At 72.4% G+C, this 18,018-nt stretch carries 17 protein-coding genes; 3 read left to right on the top strand and 14 right to left on the bottom strand.

Annotated features, from left to right (window positions below; translation table 11 throughout):
* Position 1: 1 nt before the first annotated feature.
* The 7 genes from ACJJV7_RS12095 to ACJJV7_RS12065 are packed head-to-tail and all read right to left on the bottom strand — an operon-like array spanning position 2 to position 6,973.
* Positions 2–901 carry a metal ABC transporter permease gene (locus ACJJV7_RS12095; protein WP_405374399.1) on the bottom strand — a complete coding sequence of 300 codons (900 nt, stop codon included), beginning with the start codon at positions 899–901 and terminating at the stop codon, positions 2–4.
* A complete protein-coding gene (locus ACJJV7_RS12090; protein ID WP_405374400.1) occupies positions 898–1,713 on the bottom strand; it encodes a metal ABC transporter ATP-binding protein in 816 nt (271 codons plus the stop codon). Before ACJJV7_RS12090 ends, ACJJV7_RS12095 begins: the two co-directional genes overlap by 4 nt.
* Positions 1,710–2,723, bottom strand: a complete 1,014-nt coding sequence (locus ACJJV7_RS12085) for a metal ABC transporter solute-binding protein, Zn/Mn family (RefSeq protein WP_405374402.1) — start codon at positions 2,721–2,723, stop codon at positions 1,710–1,712. Before ACJJV7_RS12085 ends, ACJJV7_RS12090 begins: the two co-directional genes overlap by 4 nt.
* Before the next feature lie 51 nt (positions 2,724–2,774).
* The gene (locus tag ACJJV7_RS12080; RefSeq protein WP_405374404.1) at positions 2,775–3,446 is read right to left on the bottom strand and encodes an esterase/lipase family protein; all 672 of its coding nucleotides are present in this window, start codon (positions 3,444–3,446) and stop codon (positions 2,775–2,777) included.
* Between the two features lie 52 nt (positions 3,447–3,498).
* The gene (locus tag ACJJV7_RS12075) at positions 3,499–4,842 is read right to left on the bottom strand and encodes a dihydrolipoamide acetyltransferase family protein (protein ID WP_405374406.1); all 1,344 of its coding nucleotides are present in this window, start codon (positions 4,840–4,842) and stop codon (positions 3,499–3,501) included.
* A gap of 11 nt (positions 4,843–4,853) precedes the next feature.
* Complete coding sequence (locus ACJJV7_RS12070) at positions 4,854–5,837, bottom strand: alpha-ketoacid dehydrogenase subunit beta (RefSeq protein WP_405374408.1); 984 nt, start codon at positions 5,835–5,837, stop codon at positions 4,854–4,856.
* Positions 5,834–6,973, bottom strand: coding sequence for a thiamine pyrophosphate-dependent enzyme (locus ACJJV7_RS12065; protein ID WP_405374410.1), 1,140 nt, complete (start codon positions 6,971–6,973; stop codon positions 5,834–5,836). The genes ACJJV7_RS12070 and ACJJV7_RS12065 overlap by 4 nt, the downstream gene beginning before the upstream one ends.
* A 131-nt stretch (positions 6,974–7,104) precedes the next feature.
* Here ACJJV7_RS12065 and ACJJV7_RS12060 point away from each other — a divergent pair, with 131 nt between their 5' ends.
* Genes ACJJV7_RS12060 through ACJJV7_RS12050 form a run of 3 tightly spaced genes read left to right on the top strand, consistent with a single transcriptional unit; the run spans position 7,105 to position 10,089 of the window.
* Positions 7,105–7,782, top strand: a complete 678-nt coding sequence (locus tag ACJJV7_RS12060) for a response regulator transcription factor (protein WP_405374412.1) — start codon at positions 7,105–7,107, stop codon at positions 7,780–7,782.
* On the top strand, positions 7,775–9,217 hold the full coding sequence (locus ACJJV7_RS12055; protein ID WP_405374414.1) for a sensor histidine kinase: 1,443 nt from the start codon (positions 7,775–7,777) through the stop codon (positions 9,215–9,217). The genes ACJJV7_RS12060 and ACJJV7_RS12055 overlap by 8 nt, the downstream gene beginning before the upstream one ends.
* 56 nt (positions 9,218–9,273) lie before the next feature.
* Complete coding sequence (locus ACJJV7_RS12050; protein WP_405374416.1) at positions 9,274–10,089, top strand: hypothetical protein; 816 nt, start codon at positions 9,274–9,276, stop codon at positions 10,087–10,089.
* Between the two features lie 88 nt (positions 10,090–10,177).
* Here ACJJV7_RS12050 and ACJJV7_RS12045 read toward each other — a convergent pair whose 3' ends face one another.
* The 7 genes from ACJJV7_RS12045 to ACJJV7_RS12015 all read right to left on the bottom strand — a co-directional run bounded on the left by ACJJV7_RS12045 (position 10,178) and on the right by ACJJV7_RS12015 (position 17,962).
* Positions 10,178–11,365, bottom strand: a complete 1,188-nt coding sequence (locus tag ACJJV7_RS12045; protein WP_405374417.1) for a glycoside hydrolase family 1 protein — start codon at positions 11,363–11,365, stop codon at positions 10,178–10,180.
* Positions 11,362–13,035: an alpha-amylase family glycosyl hydrolase gene (locus tag ACJJV7_RS12040; RefSeq protein WP_405374419.1), complete on the bottom strand. Its 1,674-nt coding sequence runs from the start codon at positions 13,033–13,035 to the stop codon at positions 11,362–11,364. The genes ACJJV7_RS12045 and ACJJV7_RS12040 overlap by 4 nt, the downstream gene beginning before the upstream one ends.
* A 150-nt stretch (positions 13,036–13,185) precedes the next feature.
* A complete protein-coding gene (locus tag ACJJV7_RS12035) occupies positions 13,186–14,034 on the bottom strand; it encodes a siderophore-interacting protein (RefSeq protein WP_405374420.1) in 849 nt (282 codons plus the stop codon).
* Complete coding sequence (locus ACJJV7_RS12030; protein WP_405374422.1) at positions 14,031–14,903, bottom strand: ABC transporter ATP-binding protein; 873 nt, start codon at positions 14,901–14,903, stop codon at positions 14,031–14,033. Before ACJJV7_RS12030 ends, ACJJV7_RS12035 begins: the two co-directional genes overlap by 4 nt.
* The gene (locus tag ACJJV7_RS12025) at positions 14,896–15,993 is read right to left on the bottom strand and encodes a FecCD family ABC transporter permease (RefSeq protein WP_405374424.1); all 1,098 of its coding nucleotides are present in this window, start codon (positions 15,991–15,993) and stop codon (positions 14,896–14,898) included. The genes ACJJV7_RS12030 and ACJJV7_RS12025 overlap by 8 nt, the downstream gene beginning before the upstream one ends.
* A complete protein-coding gene (locus ACJJV7_RS12020) occupies positions 15,990–17,030 on the bottom strand; it encodes a FecCD family ABC transporter permease (protein WP_405374426.1) in 1,041 nt (346 codons plus the stop codon). Before ACJJV7_RS12020 ends, ACJJV7_RS12025 begins: the two co-directional genes overlap by 4 nt.
* Positions 17,027–17,962 (bottom strand): ABC transporter substrate-binding protein, encoded by a 936-nt coding sequence (locus tag ACJJV7_RS12015; protein WP_405374428.1) that lies wholly within the window; start codon positions 17,960–17,962, stop codon positions 17,027–17,029. Before ACJJV7_RS12015 ends, ACJJV7_RS12020 begins: the two co-directional genes overlap by 4 nt.
* Positions 17,963–18,018: the final 56 nt, after the last annotated feature.

Below are 18,018 nucleotides of genomic sequence, written 5' to 3'. Positions count from 1 at the left end.
TCTACCCGCGGGCGCTGGCCGTGGCCTGGGGACGCCGGGCGGCATCGGGCCGCAGCACGCGACCGCGTCGTGCGCCGATCACCCGGCAGACGAGGTAGATGAGGAACGAGACGGTGGTGATGTACGGGCTGACCGGGAGCGTGCCGGCGACCGCGAGAAGGATGCCGCCCACGGCCGAGACCACGCCGAACCCCGCCGCCAGCAGCGGCACCGCGAGCGGTCCGGTCGCGACCCGCACAGCCGCCGCGGCCGGCGTCACCACGAGCGCCATGACGAGCAGCGCTCCGATGATGTGCACCGCCACGGCGACCGTCAGTCCGAGCAGCAGCATGAAGACGAGCGAGATGCCCACGGTCGGCACGCCCCGCGCCGCGGCCGACTGCGGGTCGAGCGAGTCGAAGCGCAGCGGTCGCCAGACGAGCAGCAGCGCGACGAGGACGACCGCCGCGATCGCGATGAGCCAGGTGAGCTGCGCCGACTGCACCGAGACGATTTGACCGGTCAGCAGGCTGAACCGGTTGGCGCTCCGGCCGTCGTAGAGAGCCAGGAACAGGATGCCGAGACCGAGACCGAACGGCATGAGCACGCCGATGATCGAGTTGCGGTCGCGGGCCCTCGATCCCAGCCAGCCGATGAGCGCGGCCGCGATCAGCGATCCCATGATCGAGCCGGTGACGACGTCGGCGCCGATGAGGAGTGCGGCGGCGGCACCGGCGAAGGAGAGCTCGCTGATGCCGTGCACGGCGAAGGCCATGTCGCGCTGCAGGACGAAGACCCCGATGAGACCGCCGACGAGCCCGAGGATCGCGCCCGCCCACACCGAGTTCTGCACGAGGGCGAGGATCTCGCCGTACACGGGCAGGCCGCCGAACATCGCGTCGCCGACGTCGCTCCAGTTCATACGTGGTCCTCGTGGTCGTGATGGTGGTGCGACGCGTCGGCGTCGGGCGCGCCGACGACCACGAGACGGTCGCCCGCGCGCAGCACGAAGACGGGGGCGCCGTAGAGATCGGTCAGCACCGGCGAGGTGAGGACCTCCTTCGGAGTGCCGAGCGTGAAGCGCCCGTTCGCGATGTAGAGGATCCGGTCGACCTTGCCGAGCACCGGGTTGATGTCGTGGGTCACCAGCAGCACGGCCGCACCGGCGCGCCGATGCTGGTCGATGAGCGAGACGACGGCCTGCTGATTGGCGAGGTCGAGGCTCGTCAGCGGCTCGTCGCAGAGCAGGAGGGGCGGGTTGTCGGCGAGCGCCTGGCCGACGCGCAGGCGCTGCTGCTCGCCCCCCGACAGGATGCCCACGGGCTGGTCGGCGAAGGAGCCCGCCCCGATGGCGGTGACGAGTTCGTCGACGCGTTCCCGATCGCGCCGACGCGAGAGGGGCAGCCCGAAGCGGTGGCCGCTGACGCCCAGGGCGACGAGGTCGCGGCCGCGCAGCGCGGTGTCGCGTGGCAGCGGGCGCGTCTGCGGCAGGTAGCCGATGCGACGGTTGCCGGGGCGCCGGACGGGAGCGCCGGAGACCTCGATCGTTCCTTCGCTGAGGTGCTCGAGGCCGAGGATCGCGCGGAGGAGCGTCGTCTTGCCCGAGCCGCTGGGGCCGAGGACGGCGATGAGCTCACCCGGGGCGACGTCGAGGTCGAGTCCGCTCCAGAGTTCACGACCCTCTCGGCGGAGCGCGGCCCCGCGGATCTCGAGAACGGAGTCGCGGGCGGTCACCGAGTCAGCGTACCGGCCAGCTCGTCGATGTTCTGCTGCATCCACTCGACGTACGTGAGACCCTCGGGCAGAAGCTCCGTGAACTCGAGCACCGGGATGTCGAGGCTCTTCGCGAGCGTGACGATCTCGGTCGTCTCGGCACCGCCGGTCTGGGCGTTGACGATCACGGTGCGAACGTCGCCCGATCGCAGGATCTTCTGCGCCTCGAGCAGGGTCGCCGGGGGAACGTCCTGGCCCTCTTCGACAGCCTCGCTGAACTCGTCGGGGGTGGCGTTCTCGAGGCCGGCGGCGGCCGCGAGGTACAGCGGCACCGGCTCGGTGACGAAGATCTTCTCGCCCTTGTGGTCGGTGGCGATGTCTTCCAGCGACGACTCGAGGCCCTCGATCTGGGAGACCAGCTCGGCCGCGTTGGCATCGAACGTCTCGGCCTTCGAGGCGTCGAGCTCGCCGAGCTCGTGAGCGATGTCCTCGACGAGGTGGACGACCGTGTGGGGGTCGTACCAGACGTGCTCGTTGAAGCCCTCGATGTGGTCGTGTCCCGCGTCGTCATGGGCGTGGTCGTGCTCCGCCTCGTCGGCGTGCTCCGCCTCGTCGGCGTGCTCCGCCTCGTCGTGCGACGCGGCGCCGGGGTAGTCGTGCGCGAACTCGACGGCCGTGAGCACCGGCGCCTTCGCACCGCTCGCCTCGATGAGGGCGTCGATGAACGAGTCGTAGCCGGCGCCGTTCTCGATGATGAGGTCGGCGTCGGAGATCGTCAGCTGGTCGCGGGCGGAGGCCTCGTAGGAGTGCGGGTCCTGCGAGAGCGAGTCGATGACCGACGTGACCTCGACGTCGTCTCCGCCGACCACGGATGCCAGTGCGCCGTACACGTTCGTCGACGCGACGACCTGCAGCTTCTCGCCGCCCGCGGCATCCGTCCCGCTCGCGGCGGGCGTGGTTCCCGCGCAGCCCGCGAGGACGAGAGCAGAGGCGCCGAGGAGGGCGAGGGCAGCGGGCACGCGGGAGGTCATGCGCTCACTGTACGCGCTCTTGATAATCGTTCTCAAATCAGCGGGCAGTCTTCATTCCGCCAGCGCGGCGAGCTCTGCGATCACGCGCGGATCGGCCAGCACGCGAAAATGCCCTCCGGTGTCGAGCCTGACGTTCTTGCGGGCGCCGGTCAACTCACTCCCCTCGGGGATGTGCGGGTCGAAGCCGGCATAGACCGAGACGATGCGCGCGTTGATCGCGGTCTCCCGTCCGAGCGCGAGGATCGTCCGGCTGTGCGGCGAGAAGATGCGGAGCGAGGGGAGCACCATCAGCCGCCCGTAGCGCGACCCGCCGAACGGCGTCGCCACGGCCAGCATGCTCTCGATGCGGCCGCGATCGGCGTCGAGGGCCATCGCGCGTTTTCCGACGAGCCCGCCCTTGCTGTGCGCCAACAGGACGCACCCGTGCAGGTCGTTCTGCTCGAGGTAGTCGATCACGCGGTCGGCGGCGTCGTCGACCGGGCGGCGGTTGTGCCGCAGCACCGGCACGACGTGCACCGGGTGCCCGCGATCGTGCACCGCGGTGATCAGCGGCTGCATGAACTTCCACGTCTCGTAGACCCCGGGCAGGATCACGATCGGCGCCTTCTCGCCCCCGGCGAAAGAGCGGGGGTCGGTGCGGTTGAGGGCCCCGCGCAGCTGCCACACCAGGGCGTAGGCGTAGTCGCGCACCCACCACGCCGCGATGCGCAGCGGCGACGTCACGGGCGGCCCTCCCCTGGTGGGAGAGGGTCGCGGGCGACGATCACGGCATCCATCAGTCGAGCAGCAGCGCGGGCTCCTCGAGCACGGAGGCCACGTCGGCGATGAACCGGCTCATGCCGTCGCCGTCGATGACGCGGTGGTCGAACGAACCCGACACCGTCGTCACGAACCGCGGCCGCACCTCGCCGTCGACGACCCACGGCTTCTGCCGGATCGTTCCCATCGCGACGATGCCGGACTCCCCCGGGTTGATGATCGGGGTTCCGGCATCCATCCCGAAGACGCCGATGTTCGTGATCGTGATCGTGCCGCCCTGCTGGTCGGCCGGCGGGGTCTTGCCGTCGCGCGCCGTCAGCGTCAGCTTCTCGAGGGACCGCGCGAGGCCGCGGAGGTTGAGGTCCTGCGCGTCCTTGATGTTCGGCACGAGCAGGCCCCGGGGGGTCGCGGCGGCGATGCCGAGGTTGACGTAGTGCCGCATGCGGATCTCGGCGCCGTCATCGGTCTCGACCCAGGCCGCGTTGACCATCGGCGTGCGGCGCACGGCCCAGATGACGGCGCGGGCCACGATCAGCAGCGGCGAGATCTTCACGTCGGCGAAGTCGGGCGATGCCTTCAGCCGCTTCACGAGCTCCATCGTGCGGGTCGCATCGACGTCGGTCCAGACCGTCACGTGCGGCGCGGTGTAGGCGCTCGAGGTCATCGCGTTCGCCGTCACCTTGCGGACGCCCTTGACGGGAATGGCCTCCTCGCGCGTGTCCGACTCGGACTCCGGCGCCGGGGTCGCCACGGGAGCCGGAGCGGATGCCGATCCCACCGGGATCGACTGCTCTCGCTCGACGGGGAGGTCGGGCGTCGCGATGTTGCGGAACACCGACGCCTGGTCGGCGTGCCGCACGACGTCGTCGCGGGTGACCTCGCCCGAGGCGCCCGACGGCGAGACGTCGGCCAGGTCGACACCGAGATCGCGCGCCAGCTTGCGGATCGGGGGCTTGGCGACCACGCCGACCGCGCGGGTCACCGGCTTCTCGGCCGGCTTGCGCCGGCGGGAGGACACCGCGCCGCCCGTGCCGTAGCCGACGAGCACCGAGCCGCTCGCCTCCTCGGCGGGCTTCTCGCCGTGCTCCGACGCTCCGATCGCGGCATCCGGTTCGCTCGGGGCACCCGCGATCGTGATGATCGCCGCCCCGACCTCGACGGTGTCGCCCTCGGCCGCGAGGATGTCGCCGACCGTTCCCGAGAACGGGGAGGGCAGCTCGACGAGCGACTTCGCCGTCTCGATCTCGACCAGGACGTCGTTGACGTCGACCGTGTCGCCGGGCGCGACGCGCCACTGCACGATCTCGGCCTCGGTCAGGCCTTCGCCGACATCCGGCAGGTGGAAGGACTGCGTGCTCATCGGTGCTCCAGTCAGTAGGCGAGGGCGCGGTCGACGGCCTCGAGGATGCGGTCGGCGTCGGGAAGGTACTGGCCCTCGAGCTTCGCGGGCGGGAATGGCACGTCGAAGCCCGACACCCGCAGCACGGGGGCTTCGAGCGAGAAGAACGCGCGCTCCATCACGGTCGCGGCGACCTCGGAGCCGACCGACACGTTGCCGGGCGCCTCCTGCGCGTAGACCATGCGTCCGGTGTGGCGCACCGACTCGATGATCGGGCCGTAGTCGATCGGCGACAGCGAGCGGAGGTCGATGACCTCGCACGACGTGCCCTCGCTCTCGGCCAGCGACGCCGCCTGCAGCAGCGTCGTCACCATCGCGCCGTGCCCGACGAGGGTCACGTCGGTCCCGCGGCGGACCACCCGCGAGGCGTGCAGCGGGATGGCGCGCTCGGCGAGGTCGACCTCGCCCTTCTTGAAGTACTTCGACTTCGGCTCGAGGAAGATGACCGGGTCGGGCGAGGCGATCGCGTCCTGGATCATCCAGTACGCGTCGTTCGGCGTCGAGGGCGAGACGACCCGCAGGCCGGGCGTGTGGGCGAAGTACGTCTCGGGGCTCTCCTGGTGGTGCTCCACCGCGCCGATGTGCCCGCCGTAGGGGATCCGGATGACGACCGGGAACGACGCCGCGCCCTCGTGCCGGTTCGCCAGCTTGGCCAGCTGCGCGGTGATCTGGTCGAATGCCGGGAAGACGAAGCCGTCGAACTGGATCTCGACCACCGGGCGGAAGCCCGTCATGGCGAGGCCGATCGCCGTGCCGACGATGCCCGACTCGGCCAGCGGGGTGTCGAGCACCCGGCGGGGGCCGAACTCGGCGTGCAGGCCCTCGGTGACGCGGAAGACGCCGCCGAGCGGGCCGATGTCCTCGCCCATCAGCAGCACGCGGTCGTTGTCTCGCAATGCGGCCTGGAGCCCCAGGTTGAGCGCCTTGGCGAGGGTCAGGTTCTGAATGTCGCTCACGCGGAGCCCTCCTCGAACGATGCCTCGTAGCCGGCGAGCCACTGCTGCTGCTCGGCCACGAGGGGGTGGGCCTCGCCGTAGACATGGTCGAACATCGTCGCCGTGGGGATCTCACCCAGCGCGTTCGTGCGCACCCGGACGTCGTCGGCGTAGGCGGCGGCCTCGGCATCGACCCCGTCGAAGAACGAGGCGGCAGCGCCGCGACCCTCGAGGTAGGCGCGCATCCGGGCGATCGGATCGCGGCGAGCCCACGACTCCTCCTCGTCGGACGTGCGGTACTTCGTCGGATCGTCGCTCGTCGTGTGAGCGCCCATCCGGTAGGTCAGCGCCTCGATCGCGCGAGGACCGTCGCCGCCGCGCGCCTCGTCGAGGGCGAGCTTCGTCACGGCGTAGCTGGCGAGCACGTCGTTGCCGTCGACGCGGAACGACGGGATGCCGTACCCGTCACCGCGTCGCACCAGCGGCACGCGCGACTGGGTCGTGACCGGCACCGAGATGGCCCAGTGGTTGTTCTGCAGGAAGAACACCTGGGGCGTGCGGTAGCTCGCAGCGAAGACCATGGCCTCGTGGACGTCGCCCTGGCTCGATGCGCCGTCGCCGTAATAGACCATGACGGCCTCGTCGGTGTCGGCGTCGCCGGTGCCCGTGCGGCCGTCGAAGACGAGGCCCATGCCGACGCCCGTGGCGTGGAGGGTCTGCGCGCCGAGGACGAGCGTGTAGATGTGGGTGTTCTGGTGCTCGGCGGGGTTCCACCCACCGTGCGTGAGGCCGCGCATGAGCCGGATGATGTCGATCGGATCGACGCCCCGGACGGTCGCGACGACGTGCTCGCGGTACGACGGGAAGATGTGGTCGTGGGCGCGCGCGGCGCGGACGGAGCCGACCTGAGCGGCCTCCTGCCCGAACGACGGCGGCCACAGGGCGAGCTGACCCTGCCGCTGGAGGTTGGTCGCCTGGCGGTCGAAGGCGCGCACCACCACCATGTCGCGGTAGAAGGTCTCGAGGTCGGCGTCGGCGAGCGCGTCGATGAGCGGGAGGTAGGGCTCGGCAGACGCGGAGGGCGCGAACGTGCCATCGGCCGCGAGCACGCGGATGACGTCGGGAGCTTCGGCCGGAGCCTCGAACGAGGGGGTCACCCTCCCACGCTAACGGTGACGGTGCCGTCCGTTCTGCAAGACATCGACAACGGATGCCGCGAATCGCCGTCGGGTGCGCACAACCCGCCCGCTTCAGCGCGGCTTCAGCGTCGGACGGCCAGACTGGACCGATGCGAGTACTGGTGGTCGATGACGAGGTGCGCCTGGCCGACGGCGTGCGGCGCGGCCTCGAAGCCGAGGGCTTCGCCGTCGACGTCGCCCACAACGGGGTCGACGGCCTGTGGCGCGCCCGCGAGACCCGGTACGACGCGATCGTGCTCGACCTGATGATGCCCGGCATGAGCGGATGGAAGGTCTGCGAAGCCCTCCGCGCCGAGGAGAACTGGACCCCGGTGCTCATGCTCACCGCCAAGGACGGCGAGTGGGACCAGGTCGAGGCGCTCGAGACGGGCGCCGACGACTACGTCACGAAGCCCTTCTCCTACCCCGTCCTCGTGGCGCGGCTGCGGGCGCTCATCCGCCGCGGCGGCGTCGCGCGCCCCGTCTCGCTCGAGGCCGGCGACCTCCGCCTCGACCCCGGCTCCCGCCGGGTCTGGCGCGGCGACACGCAGATCGAGCTGACGTCGCGGGAGTTCGCGGTCCTCGAGCACCTCATGCGTCACCGCGGTCAGGTGCTCTCCAAGCGCGACCTGATCGCCGGGGTCTGGGACGACGACTTCGACGGCGACCCGAACATCGTCGAGGTGTACGTCGGGCATCTCCGCCGCAAAGTCGACCGTCCGTTCGACCGGGGTGCGATCGAGACCGTGCGCGGCGCGGGCTACCGTCTGGCGGCAGACGGTGGCTGAGCGCACTCCCCTCCCGCGTCCCCGCGGCGACGAGCGGATGCCGGAGGGGTCGCCCGGCGGGCCCGGGGCGGCACGGATGCCGGGGCTCCGCTCGCTGCGGGCGCGGATCACCGCCGCCGCGACCCTCATCGTCGCGCTCGTCCTCATCGCCGGCTCCTTCGCCTTCGAGGGCGTGCTCACGGCGAGCGTCCGCGATGCCACCGCCCGCGGCGGCGAGGCGCGCGCCGAGGAGATCGCGACGCGGATCGATGATCTCGGCACGCGGGCGATCGCCGATCTCGACGACGACATCGCCCAGATCGTCGACCAGACCGGCCGCGTCGTCGCGGCATCCGAGGAGGCGGATGCCGGCCCCCTCCCCGCCGACGCCGCCGGACGGGTCGTCACCTACGACGGCGCCCCGGTGCTCATCGTCACCGAGAGCCTCGACGACGACGTCGTCGATGGGGAGAGCGAATCGGAGAGCGACACCGAGCCCACCGCCGAACTCGTCGTCGCCATCCCGGTCGACGACGACGACGCCACGCTCGGCACGGTCGCGCTCCTGCTCGCGGCGGGCTCGCTGCTGGTGGTGCTCCTGGTCGCGGGCGTCACCTGGTGGGTCGTCGGCCGCGCCCTCCGCCCCGTCTCGCGCATCCGCTCCGAGGTGGACGCCATCTCGGCCGACCGGCTCGACCGGCGCGTCGCCGAGCCGGCATCCGGAGACGAGATCGCCGCCCTCGCCGCGACGATGAACCGCATGCTCGACCGTCTCGACGCGTCGGCGAGCGCCCAGCGCCGCTTCGTGTCGGACGCGTCCCACGAACTCCGCTCGCCGCTGGCGACCATGCGCCAGCACGCCGAACTGGCTCGGGCGCATCCCGACTCCACCTCGCTCGAGGACCTCACCGAGGTCGTCGCGGCAGAGGGCCTCCGGATGCAGGACCTCGTCGACGGACTGCTCGTGCTCACGCGGCTCGACGAGCGCGCGGCGCAGCGCCGCGCCGCCGTCGACCTCGACGATCTCGCCCTCACCGAGGTGTCGCGGCTCCGCGCTGCCGGGGTGCACGTCGACGGGTCGGCGATCACCGCCGTCCAGGTGACCGGTGACGAGCGCCTGCTGGGCCGGATCGTCCGGAACCTCGCCGACAACGCCGCCCGCCACGCCGCCTCCCGGGTCGCGATCGGCGTGCGAGCCGAGGGGGCGCATGCGGTGCTCACCGTGGACGACGACGGCAGCGGCATCCCTCCGGAGGAGCGCGAGCGGGTGTTCGAGCGCTTCGTGCGCCTCGACGAGGGCCGGGCGCGGGATGTCGGCGGCAGCGGCCTGGGCCTCGCGATCGTGCACGGCGTCGCCGTCGCCGCAGGCGGCTCGGTCACCGTCCGCGACGCGCCCCTCGGCGGAGCGCGCTTCGAGGTTCGCCTGCCCGTGCGGCAAGAGCCGAGCGCTTCCTGAAGAGGGCTTCAGGTCGCTTCAGGAACGCTTCAGCGCCTCCCCGGCACGCTAGGGACATGAGCGAGAACAACAGCACCCCCGAGACCCCCGACCGCACGCCCGCCGCGGCCACCCCGACGGCGCCGACCCAGGCCTACGAGCCCCTCGCCGACCCGCCCGTCGAGAAGCCCGCGAAGCGTCGCGGCCGCACCGCCCTGATGGCCGGCGGAGCCGCACTCGGCGTCGCCCTGCTCGTCGGCGGCGGTGTCGCGATCGGCGCTTCGATGGCCGACGGCCAGGACGACGACGACCGTCTCGGCGGCGTCATCAGCGGCCAACGCTCCGACGGCGCCACCGCCCAGGGCTCCACCGACGCCGCGCAGACCGGTGGCAGCGCGACGGACGACAGCGCGGACGACGACGCAGCGGACGACGCAGCGCCGCAGACCGACGGCGACGCCGCGGCATCCGGCGAGTTCGGCGCCACGACGGCCGATGAGCTCGGCGCCATCGCGACGGCCGCCCAGGGCGCCGCCGAGGGTCAGCCCACCGCGATCGACGCGAACCGCGACGGCAGCTGGGACGTCACGCTCCGCGGCGCCGACGGATCGGAGACCGAGGTCCTCGTGGGCGCCGACGGCCAGGCCGTCGTCCGCGAGACCGAGCGCGCCGACGCCGACGACCGTGCCCCCGAGCGCATCCTCGACGCGCAGACGCTCGACACGATGGTGGCCGCGGCGCTCGGCGAGGTCGACGGACGGATCATCGACATCGACGCCGACGACGACAACCGGTCGCCCTTCGACATCTCGATCCTCACCGCCGACCGCCAGATCGTCGAGATCACCCTCGACGGCTCGGGCGCGGTCATCGGCACCGAGATGGACGACTGATCCGGCGCCTGCCTCTCTCCGGGAGCACGACCCGAGCCCCGACCGCCCGATGGGCGGGCCGGGGCTCGCCCCCGTGGCGGCGCCCCGGTCAGCCGGCGGGCAGGACGCCCCGGCGGGCGAGGTCGCCCAGCCAGGCGAGGCTCGGCTTCGGGGTGCGCTCGAAGGTCTCGTGGTCGACCCCGATCAGGCCGAACGTGGGCCGGAACGACCCCCACTCGTAGTTGTCGAGCAGCGACCAGTGCAGATACCCCCGCACGTCGAGGCCGCCCTGGAGGGCAGCTGACACTCCCTCGAGGGCCCCGGTCGTGTAGTCGATGCGGCGACGGTCGTCCTGCGTCGCCATCCCGTTCTCGGTCACGACCATCGGGATGCCGCCGGTCACCTCGTGCGTGTGACGGAGAGCGTGGCCCAGGGCCTCGGGGTAGTACTCCCACCCCGTCAGCGTGCGCTCGACATCGTCGGCGAAGGGCACCGGCCCGTCGGGCCCGATGATCGTGCGGAGGTACGACTGCACACCGATGAAGTCATCGCCCCGGGCCTGCTCGAGGTAGTAGTCCTCCCGCCAGTAGCCCCACTCGTCGCGCTCCTTCTCGTAGCCGGGCACGGCCTGGTACACCTGGTTCGCGACCGACCAGCCGCTCTTCACGTGGCCGAGTCCCTTGAGCACCTCGACCGACGCGTGGTGCGCCTCGGCGATCACCTGTGCGACGTGCGGCGACGGGCCGGGGAAGTTGACGCCCTGCTCGGTGTCGATCTTCGCCTCGGTCTGATTAACCATCATGTTCGGCTCGTTGATCGTCACGACCCAGTCGACGTCGTCGAGGATGCGGGTCGCCGTCTCGGTGTACCGGCGGAAGCGGTCGACGACGTCGTCGGCGTACCAGCCGCCGTCGCGCCCCTGCCAGCGCGGCACCGTGAAGTGGTGGAGCGTGACGAAGGGGGTGACACCGGCATCCCGGCACGTGTCGATCATGCGCCGGTAGTGGTCGAGCTGCGCCCGCGAGACGATGCCCTTCTCGGGCTCGATGCGGGCCCACTCGATCGAGAACCGGTAGGTCGTGAGGCCCGCCTCGGCGAGCAGCCGGATGTCCTCCGGATAGCGGTGGTACGAATCGCACGCGTCGCCCGACGGCTCCTGCACCGTCGTGTCGGGAGCGTGTTCGAACTCCCAGTGGGCGGTGTTCACATTGCCGCCCTCGATCTGGTGCGCCGCCGTGGCCGCGCCCCAGAGGAACCCACCTGGGGCGGGGGAAGTCGGTCCGGTGTGCGTCGTCATGCGGTGTTCCTTTCATCGGATGCCGCATCGGGTGCGGCGGGGGTCGGGGCCAGGTCGACGACGGCGCAGCCGAACGCGTCGAGATGGAGGGTGTCGCCGGCCAGGCGCGCACGGTGCGCGAGGACGACCGCCGGGTCGCCCGCGGCCGGATCGGATGCCGGGACGGCGAGGGTGCGAGGCGCGCCGGAGGGGTTGAGGGCGACGAGGAGCGAGCCGCCGCGCACGTAGGCGAACGGATACCCGGTGCCGAGGACGCCCACCTCGGCCCGCGCCGACAGGCGGTCGTCGCGGCGGCGGAGGGCGATCGCAGCACGGACGAAGTGCAGCAGGGATGCCGCGTCGCCACGCTGCGCGGCCACGGTCGGACGCTGCGGGTCAGGGTCCTCCGGCAGGTATCGCGAGGGGAAGACCTCTGCCGGGCCGGAACCGCCCTCGCTGTCGCCGAAGCCGCCCTGGCCCAGATCGCCCCACTGCATCGGGGTGCGGGAGCCCGCCCGCTCGTAGGTCGGCCCGAGGGACGACCCCTCGACGCTCGCGAGCCCCGGCACGTACCGCATGCCGATCTCGTCGCCGTAGTAGATCGACGGGAGGGCGGGCCAGGTGAGCGCCAGGAGGAGCACCGAGCGGGCCTGGTCGGCGTCGCGCGGGCCGCTCACCACGCGGGTGAAGTCGTGGTTCGCCGTCGGGAGCCCGACCACGCCGCCCCGGCCGTCGGCGGCGATGGCGGTGGCGGCCTGCCGCCAGGCGGCGACGAAGTCGCCCGCGTCACCTGTGCCGGCGGCATCCGCCCAGACCTCGGTCTGATTCCACGCCTCGTGCACCGTGCCGCTGTTGTTGTTAACCAGCGACTTGAGCGGCCGGCCGTCGTCGTCGCCGCCGAACTGAAGGAAGAAGTCGCTGTGGAAGCCCGCCGGGATCGCGCGCTTCGGGTCGCCCCACTCCGACAGCAGGATGCGCCCGGGGTGGGTCGCGTCGAGCCGCTGCCGGATGGAGTTCCACAGGCGCGCCGTCTCGACGTGGCCGGGATCGTCCTTCACGAGCGAGGCGGCCATGTCGACCCGGAAACCCTGCACCCCGCGGTCGTACCAGCCGCGGATGATGTCGACGAGGGCGTCGCGGTTGGCGCGCGGCCCCTCGGCGTCGACCGGCTGCCGCCACGGCTCACCCGGATGCGTGCGGGCGAACCCGAAGTTCAGCGCGGGCTGGAAGGCGAAGAAGTTGGGGCGGTAGAACCCGCCGCGACGGCCCGGGACCGGCTCGAAGCCGTCGGCCTGCTCGTCGGCGAAGACGTAGCGGTGGTCGCGGGGATCATCGACCGCGGCGCGGAACCAGGGGTGCTCGTCGGAGGTGTGCCCGGCGACGAGGTCGAGCACGATCGCGATGCCGCGGCGGTCGGCCTCGGCGATGAGGCGGTCGAACGCGGCGTCGCCGCCGTAGCGCGGATCGATGTGATCGAAGTCGGCGACGTCGTACCCCGCGTCGCGCATCGGTGAGACGAAGCAGGGGTTCACCCAGACGGCATCCACGCCCAGCCACTGCAGGTAGTCGAGGCGCGCCGCGAGACCGTCGAGGTCGCCCATGCCGTCGCCGTCGGCGTCGGCGAAGCTCTGCGGGTACGCCTGGTAGAGCACGATCCGGTCGAGGCGGTCCGCGAGGGTGGGGGTCGTCATCCGGTCGCTCCTTGTCTGCGTCGTTGCAGTCCCGGCCGGTCGCATCGTCGCGACCGGGACCCGATGTAACCGGTTACCACGGGGACGATACCCGATGTATCCGGTTACATCCAGCGGCTGTTCGTGGCGGAGCCGCGCCGCGCCGACGGGTCAGTCGACGAGGGGCCCGCCCTGACGCCAGTAGCCGAGGAACGCCACCCGCTCCTTCGGCACGCCCACCTCGCGGGTGAGCAGCCGCCGGACTCCCGCCACCGACGCCGACTCTCCGGCGAGCCAGGCGAAGAATCCGGGGTCGCCCGCCAGCCCGGGCGACGCGGCGCTCCAGGAGCGCACGGCCTCCTGCAGGCGGTCGCACGGGTGCGGTCCGCGCGGGACCACATGCACGCGGACACCGCTCGGCGCTGCGGCGGAGAGCACGTCGTCGGCCAAGTCGAGCGCATCGACGAAGAGGTCGACGGATGCCGCGGGCGGCAGGCTCCGGAGGATGTTGCGCGCCGCGGGGTACGCCGTCTCGTCGGCGGTCAGCAGGAACCGGGTCGCCTCGCCGGGCGCCCAGTGGATGCCGTACCCGGTGTAGCCGTTTCGAGCGTCGGGCCCGGTGATGACGAGCCGTTCGCCGATCTCGGCTGCGCGCGCCCACGCCGACGCGGGCCCGGCCGGCTCGTGCAGAAAGAAGTCGACGTCGATCTCGCCGCGTTCCGGCCTGATCTCGGCCGGCGTGTACGTGCGCAGCACGTTGCGCTCACCCTCGGGAAGCGCCCGCCATCTCGCGTACCAGTCGGACGGGTGCGGGGTGGGTTCGGCGAGCAGGCCGAAATCGGCGATCGTCCCGTCTGCCATCGGCAGCACGACCTTGATCCGCTGGTCGACGCCCCACGGGGCGAAGTGGCGGAGGTCGTCGCCCGAGAAGGTCAGCCGGAGGAACCGCGGGCTCAGCAGCCGGCGCGCGCTCACCTCGACGCGGAATGCGCTGTAGGCCCAGGGGCGCGGATCGGTCATGCGCCCTCCTCGATTCCGGCGGCGCGGGCTGCGGCGTGCGGGTCGGCCACGCCGGTGCCGCCGAGCGGCACGACCAGCGGCCCGCCGGTCACCGGGTCGGCGATGACGACGTTGGCCAGGCCGAAGACCTCGCGCACGCGCTCGCTCGTGATGACGTCGGCCGGCGCACCCTCCGCGACGATGCGGCCGTCGCGCATGGCGATGAGGTGGCTCGCGTACCGCGCAGCGTGGTTCAGATCGTGCAGGACGGCCACGATCGTGCGGCCCCGGCGGTTGAGCGCGGCGAGGAGCTCCATCAGCTCGACCTGGTGCGCGATGTCGAGGTAGGTCGTCGGCTCGTCGAGCAGCAGCAGGTCGGTCTGCTGGGCGAGCACCATCGCCACCCAGACCCGCTGGCGCTGGCCGCCCGAGAGCTCGTCGACCGCGCGCGACGACAGGTCTCTCGTGCCGGTGGCGTCGAGGGCGTCGATCACGGCGAGCTCGTCGGCATCCGACCATTGCCGCAGGAGGTTCTGATGCGGGTAGCGTCCGCGGCCGACGAGGTCGGCGACGGTGATGCCGTCGGGGGCGATCGCGCTCTGCGGCAGCAGGCCGAGGCGCCGCGCGACCTCCTTGGCCGGATACTCGGAGATCGCACGGCCGTCGAGCACGACCCGCCCGTGCGTCGGGGTCAGCAGGCGCGAGAGCCCTCGCAGGAGCGTCGACTTGCCGCAGGCGTTCGGGCCGACGATGACCGTGAACGACCCGGGCGGGATGCCCACCGACAGGTCGGCGACGATGTCGGCGCGGTCGTAGGACAGCGTGACGTGCTCGGCGGCGAGGCGCGGGGCACCCGACGACGGCGAGGGGGCGGAGGGGGTCTCAGGCACGGCGGCGGATCTCCAGAGCGATCATGAGCACGAGGTAGGCGCCGCCGACAGAGACGGTCACGACCCCGACGGGCAGGCTGACGGGAAGGACGTGCTGCGCGACGATGTCGGAGCCGAGCAGCAGGGCTGCGCCCACGAGAGCCGACACCGCGAAGGGCAGCGACGGCGTGCGGGTGAGGCGGCGGGCGATCTGCGGCGCCGCGAGGGCGATGAAGGCGACCGGCCCCGCGACCGTGGTCGCGGCCGCGACCAGCACGACGCCGATCAGCAGGGCGAGCGCGCGCACCACGTGCGGACGTGCACCGGATGCCGCGGCGAGATCGTCGCCCAGGTCGAGTTGCCGGAGCTGCGGCGTGAGGAGGGCGGCAGCTGCGACGAAGGGCGCCGCGCACGCGAGCGCACCGGCCAGCGGCGCGGCCGTGACCCCGCTCAGCGACCCGGCGCCCCAGGCCGAGGCGAACATCGCGGTCTCGAGCTCGACCTGCAGCAGCATCCACGTGTTGAGGGAGGCGAGCATCGCCGAGACGCCGATGCCGACGACGATCAGACGGAACCCGTGGAGCCCGCCGCGGAGGGAGAGCGACCAGATGACCGCCGCGGTCGCGAGGCCGCCGAGCACGGCGCCCACGGTGAGCGCGGGCCAGCTCGCCGAGACGAAGACCAGGGCGAGCAGCATCCCCGTGAAGGCGCCGTTCGAGAGGCCGAGGATGTCGGGGCTCGCGAGCGGATTGCGCGTGACGCCCTGGAAGAGGGCGCCCGCGATCGCCAGCAGCGCGCCCATCGTCAGCGCCGCGAGGGTGCGCGGCAGCCGCCACTCCATCACGACGGTCCGGTCGAGGCCCTCGCCGCCCCCGGCCAGCACGCGGAGGACCGCGTCGGGGGTGAGCGCGTAGGCGCCGAGCCCGAGCGAGACGACGGCGAGCACACCCGCGACGAGGGCCAGCACCGCCCCGACGATCAGGGTGCGTGTGCGGAGGGGTACGGCCGCGCGCCCGAGCCGGAGGACGACGCGGCGATGGCCGACGTCGAGGCCTTCCGCCCGGCGCGGATGGGTGCGCTGCGGCATCCCGTGGCGGGTGTCGACGCTCATAGGGTGCTCGCCTTTCGTCGCCGGGCGAGCGCGATGAGGACGGGTGCCCCGACGAACGCGGTGACGATTCCGACCGGCACCTCGGCCGGCGCGATGATGACCCGGCCCAGAACGTCGGACACCAGCACGAGCACGGGCGCGAGCAGGGCGGACAGCGTCACGATGACGCGCTGATCGACGCCGAAGAGCCACCGGACGATGTGGGGCACCATGAGCCCGACGAACGAGATCGGGCCGGCGAGCGCCGTCGCCGCGCCGGCGAGGAGGGTGACCGCGACGATCACGCCGATGCGGATGCCGCCGACGCGAGCCCCCTGGGCGCGAGCGACATCGTCGCCGAGGGCGAGGGCGTTGAGGCCCGGCGCGAGCACCACGGCGAGGGCGATGCCGACCGCGATGAACGGGGCGACCGCGCCGATCACCTCGACGCCGCTGCCGAGGAGGGAGCCGGCGTTCCAGCTGCGCATCGCGTCGAAGGCGTCGGGGTCGCTCAGCGTCATGCCCGTCGTGATCCCCGAGAACACGGCGCCGATCGAGACCCCGGCGAGCGTCAGCCGCAGCGGGTCGGCGCCGCTGCGACCCGAGGCGCCGATCAGGTAGACGGCGACGGTCACCACGAGCGCGCCGGCGAAGGCGAGCCAGACGGATGCCGCGGGGTCGCGGAGTCCGAAGACGGCGATGCCGAGCGCCACGGCGAGGGCCGCCCCGGCATTGACGCCCAGGATGCCGGGGTCGGCGAGCGGGTTTCGTGTGAACGCCTGGATGAGGGCGCCGGCCACGCCGAGGGCCGCGCCCGCGACGATGCCGGCGACGGTGCGCGGAATGCGCAGGTCGAACACGACATAGGTGCTCTCAGGCGTGCCCTCGCCCCGCAGGGCGGCGAGGACGACATCGGGAGCGAGCGGATTCGCGCCGACCGTCAGCGAGAGGGCGATGCAGACGAGGAGCGCGACGACGAGCACGGCCCCGCCGCCCACCACGCGCGAGACGCGGGGCGGGGACGAGGCGGTGCGCTCGCTCGCGCGGAGGCCGGTCACCGGGTCTCGTCGAGGTACTCCTCGATGTCATCGAGGACGGCCTGCGCACCCCGGGGGCCGACGCCGGAGACCCAGGAGGCGGTGTCGACGAGGGTCGGCGCCGGGAAGGCCCGCGTGTTCTCGCGGATCGCGGCGGGCAGGGTCGTGGGGTCGGTGACATCGGCGGTCGTCACGAAGACGTGGTCGGCGGCGGCGTCGGCGATGTTCTCGGGCGAGATGTCGGCCTGCAGGCCGTCTTCCCACTCACGGTCGGGAATGGTGAATCCGACGCACTCGAGCAGGCTGCCGGCGAACGACACCGGGCCGTAGAGGCTCAGCGTGGTCTCGTCACGGGGGCGGATGAGCTGCACCGTCTCACCGGCGACGTCGTACTCGGCGGCGAGGGCCTCGCACCGGTCGTCGACGGCGGCGAGGAGCGCCTCGACCTCGTCCTCACGACCGAGAGCCTCGCCGATGAGGGCCGCGTTGTCGCGCCACGGGTCGGCCTGCGTCGCGATGAAGACGGTCGGGGCGATGGCGCTCAGCTGCTCATAGAGCTCGGAGTGGCGGGCCTCGGTGCCGAGGATCAGGTCGGGCTTCAGTGCGGCGATCGCCTCGAGATCGGGCTCGAGAACCGTGCCCACGGGCGCGACGTCGTCCACGCCGAGGTAGGCGGGCACGCCGGCGACGTTGCTGGCGACGGCCGCGCCGACGGGCGTGATGCCCACGGCCACGGCGGTGTCGAGTTCGAGGGGCTCGAGCGTCACGACGCGCTGCGGGGCGTCGGGGACATCGGTCGCGCCCCGGGCGTGCGTCACCTCGTGGGTTGCGGCCTCGCCGGCGGCGGGCGTCGCCTCGGTCGTCGGTGCGCTCGTGCATCCGGCGAGGAGCGTGACGGCTGCAGCCGAGGCGATGAACAGGGTGGCGAGACGGCCGAACGGGCGCGACGGCATGACGAACCTTTCGTAGGAGGGTGCGTTGCGGGCAGCGCCCGCCTACTTAGGTAACC

Source organism: Microbacterium sp. Ld4, from assembly GCF_045066555.1.
GTDB lineage: Bacteria > Actinomycetota > Actinomycetes > Actinomycetales > Microbacteriaceae > Microbacterium.
Note: the sequence above shows the minus strand (reverse complement) of the source record. Positions and strands in the feature narration are given on the sequence as shown.